This is a genomic window from Pseudonocardia sp. (assembly GCF_025965585.1).
Classification (GTDB): Bacteria; Actinomycetota; Actinomycetes; order Mycobacteriales; family Pseudonocardiaceae; genus Pseudonocardia.
Genome location: NZ_JAOPWR010000220.1, coordinates 1 through 2,715, shown reverse-complemented (window position 1 = coordinate 2,715; position 2,715 = coordinate 1). Strand labels below are relative to the sequence as shown.

The window sequence follows — 2,715 nt, the reverse complement described above, 5'->3', positions numbered from 1 at the left end:
ATGTCCGGGCTGGTGCGACGACACCGCGCGGCGTCGAATCCGGTCTTCCCTCTCGCCAGGTCGTGCGTGAGGGGATGTCACCGCCCGTTCGCCCGCCCGCTGCCCCGGTGGGGATAGCGACTGTTAGTTGTGCGACCCGGCGGCCGGGTGCCCCTGACGGCACTGGGTGGCGGTTGCTGCATCATCGCGGCCTCACACAGCACGGTATGCATGGCGATGCAGTCAGCCACCGTGCCGCGGGCACGGGCTTCCGGACCGCTTGGTGTTCGCAGCACAAAGGGGAACGGCGCAACACAGTCCAGTACCGGATCTGCAAAGCGCAGGAGGCGGTCGGCCGCCCGACCCAGGACCGGCGCAGCGATCTGGAGCTGGCTCTGCGAATCTGTCATTACCTCGGATCGGTGGTGCTGCGGCCTGTGGGGAGATAACCACCGTAGCGACACGCAGAACCGCAGGAACCTCCGGCAGAGATGGCTTCGGGTGCGCAGACCAAAGGACGAGGAGTTCTTGGGCGCAGCGGACGATGGCCGCAGCCCACCCCGTCCCTAGGTTCGGAACCGAGGTGTCCGCTCGTCGACGCCCGTTCCACCGTCATCCATCCATTCCCCATCCCGGAAAGGGGCCCTCTTGTGTTCTCATCCCTGTCGTCGTCGCTGTTGTGGCGTGGAGTGCTCGCGCTCGTCATCGGGCTGGTCGCGGTCGCGTGGCCGAACATCACCGTCAGCGCGTTCGTCATCCTCTTCGCGATCTACGCATTCGTGATGGCCTGCACCGATGCGGCTCGGGCGTTCCGCAGCGACCGCGCCGGAACGGTGATGGGCTATGTGTTGCTCGCTCTACTGTCGCTCGCCGCTGGATTGGGCGCATTGCTCTGGCCCGGGATCACCGCCGTCGTACTGACCGTCTGGGTGGCGGTGTGGGCGTTACTCACCGGGGTCGTCGAGGTCGCTCTGGCCTTCCGCCGCGGCGAGAAAGCCGGGGAGCGCGCGGCCTGGGCGTTCGGCGGCCTCGTGTCGATCGCGCTCGGCGTGGTGCTGGGCATCCGCCCAGACATCGGAGCGCTCGCCCTGGCGACCGCCTTCGGCCTGTTCAGCATCGTGTACGGGGCGTACGCGCTCGTCCTCTCGGTCCAGGTAGGCCGGGTCGGCACCAGCGCCGAGCGGCTGACGGGCTCCACGGCCGACTCCACGGCGTGAGTGATGGGAAGTCGGTGGCCAGGGCGGACCAGGCAGGAGTACATCGGGCCGCGGCCCGTCCGCCCTGGCATCGAGTCATCTGCTGCTGAGACCCGCCACCAGGTTCACAGCGGAGGCGAGGATTCCGGTGCCGAACAGGTAGGACAGCAGACCGTGACGCAGCGCGGTTCGGCGGATGTCCTTGGACCGTAGCGGCGTGTCGGCGACCTGGAAGGTCATCCCGATGGTGAACGCAAGGTAGGCGAAGTCGCCATAGGTCGGCGGATCGGGCTCGTTGAAAGTCGATGCCCCCCTCGGCGCCGGAGTAGTACAGCAGGGCGTAGCGCAGCGTGAACACGGTATGGACCACTGCCCATGACAGCGCCAGCGACGCAACGGCGAGCGCGATCCGGAGTAAATCCTCAGTGCCCTGATTCTGCCCGGCACGGGCCAGCACGGTTGGTCATCCGCGGAGCCCACGGACCGGCTGCGCTCAGGGGGCGAGCAGTTGGACTTTGACCTCGGGCAGGTCGGCGAAGCCGGCCTGGGCGTCGGTGCTGACCAGGACCCGGTCGGTGGCGCGCGCGGTGGCGGCGATGATCAGGTCGTGGGCGCCGCGGGGGCGTCCGGTGCGCCGGACGTGGGCCAGCAGTGCGGCGTGGTGCACCGCCACCTGCGGGGTGTGGTCGGCTACCGGCGTGACCGCCAGCAGCTCCTCGAGGAAGGCCTGCTGGGCGGCCCGCCGGGCCGGGTCGGTGTCGAGCTCGACGCCGGTGAGGTACTCGGCCAGCGCCACCGCCGGCAGCGCCACGTCATCTTCCTCGGCGATCGCGGCGAGGTCGAGGCGGCCGCACACCGCGGCGACCAGCACCCCGGTATCGAGGATCACTCGCGCCACGGATCGCCATCCAGCTCCGCGGGCGCCTCACCGGCGGCGGCCACGTTCGAAGCGAAGTCGTCATCGACGCCCAGACGGCCGCGCCAGCGGGCCAACACGTCGGTCACCGCGCGACCGTTCGCCCGCGGCGCCGGCACGATCATCGCCACCCGCCGCCCGCCGCGGGTGATCACGACGGCCTCGCCGTGTTCGGCGCCGTCGAGCACGGCGGAGAACCGGCGGGCCGCCTCCGACGCAGACATCTCCTTCATCTAGTCAGACTAACAGGATCAGATCATCTGAATCAGCCGCCAGCGCGTCTCGCCGCAGAGGAGGATCGTCGGAAAACGATCGGCGGCACGTTCGTGACCCCGCCACGTTCCCAGCCCTATGGCCGCATCGCGGTCTTCCTCGACATCGCCGGAAACGGACGGGACCTCCTCGGTCCGCCTGACGAGGCCCTCCATCGGAGCCGTGCCGCGGCGGACCGTGGGGCGGTTCGTGACGGAGCTGCCGAAGGGATGCTCGCCCCGACGCTAGTAGTCTGTCGCGTCTAATTGCTGGGGTATAAGTGGCGGAGTTTGATGCGGGCATCGGTGGTGGTGAACTGCCAGTTGACCTGACGGTGGTCAGTGTTGGTGGCCTGTTGCCAAGCGGCGAGTT

The 2,715-nt window shown here is 68.9% G+C and carries 5 protein-coding genes and 1 pseudogene; 1 reads left to right on the top strand and 5 read right to left on the bottom strand.

What is annotated here, in order from left to right:
- The first annotated feature begins 668 nt into the window (after positions 1-668).
- Entirely contained in the window at positions 669-1,196 is a 528-nt protein-coding gene (locus JWR81_RS14220) for an HdeD family acid-resistance protein (protein ID WP_297651494.1), read from the top strand.
- A 75-nt stretch (positions 1,197-1,271) separates the two neighbouring features.
- On the opposite strand, the gene JWR81_RS14215 is transcribed toward JWR81_RS14220, so the two are convergent.
- The 5 genes and pseudogenes from JWR81_RS14215 to JWR81_RS14200 form a co-directional block, all read right to left on the bottom strand.
- Complete coding sequence (locus JWR81_RS14215) at positions 1,272-1,538, bottom strand: DUF1345 domain-containing protein (RefSeq protein WP_367278795.1); 267 nt, start codon at positions 1,536-1,538, stop codon at positions 1,272-1,274.
- Positions 1,507-1,632 (bottom strand): annotated as a pseudogene (locus tag JWR81_RS34385) (DUF1345 domain-containing protein); the annotation flags it as partial. The pseudogene JWR81_RS34385 and the gene JWR81_RS14215, both read right to left, overlap by 32 nt.
- 36 nt (positions 1,633-1,668) lie before the next feature.
- Positions 1,669-2,073, bottom strand: coding sequence for a PIN domain-containing protein (locus JWR81_RS14210; RefSeq protein ID WP_297651490.1), 405 nt, complete (start codon positions 2,071-2,073; stop codon positions 1,669-1,671).
- Positions 2,061-2,324, bottom strand: a complete 264-nt coding sequence (locus JWR81_RS14205) for a type II toxin-antitoxin system Phd/YefM family antitoxin (protein ID WP_297651488.1) — start codon at positions 2,322-2,324, stop codon at positions 2,061-2,063. Before JWR81_RS14205 ends, JWR81_RS14210 begins: the two co-directional genes overlap by 13 nt.
- An 18-nt stretch (positions 2,325-2,342) precedes the next feature.
- A complete protein-coding gene (locus JWR81_RS14200; RefSeq protein WP_297651486.1) occupies positions 2,343-2,519 on the bottom strand; it encodes a hypothetical protein in 177 nt (58 codons plus the stop codon).
- Between the last annotated feature and the right edge of the window lie 196 nt (positions 2,520-2,715).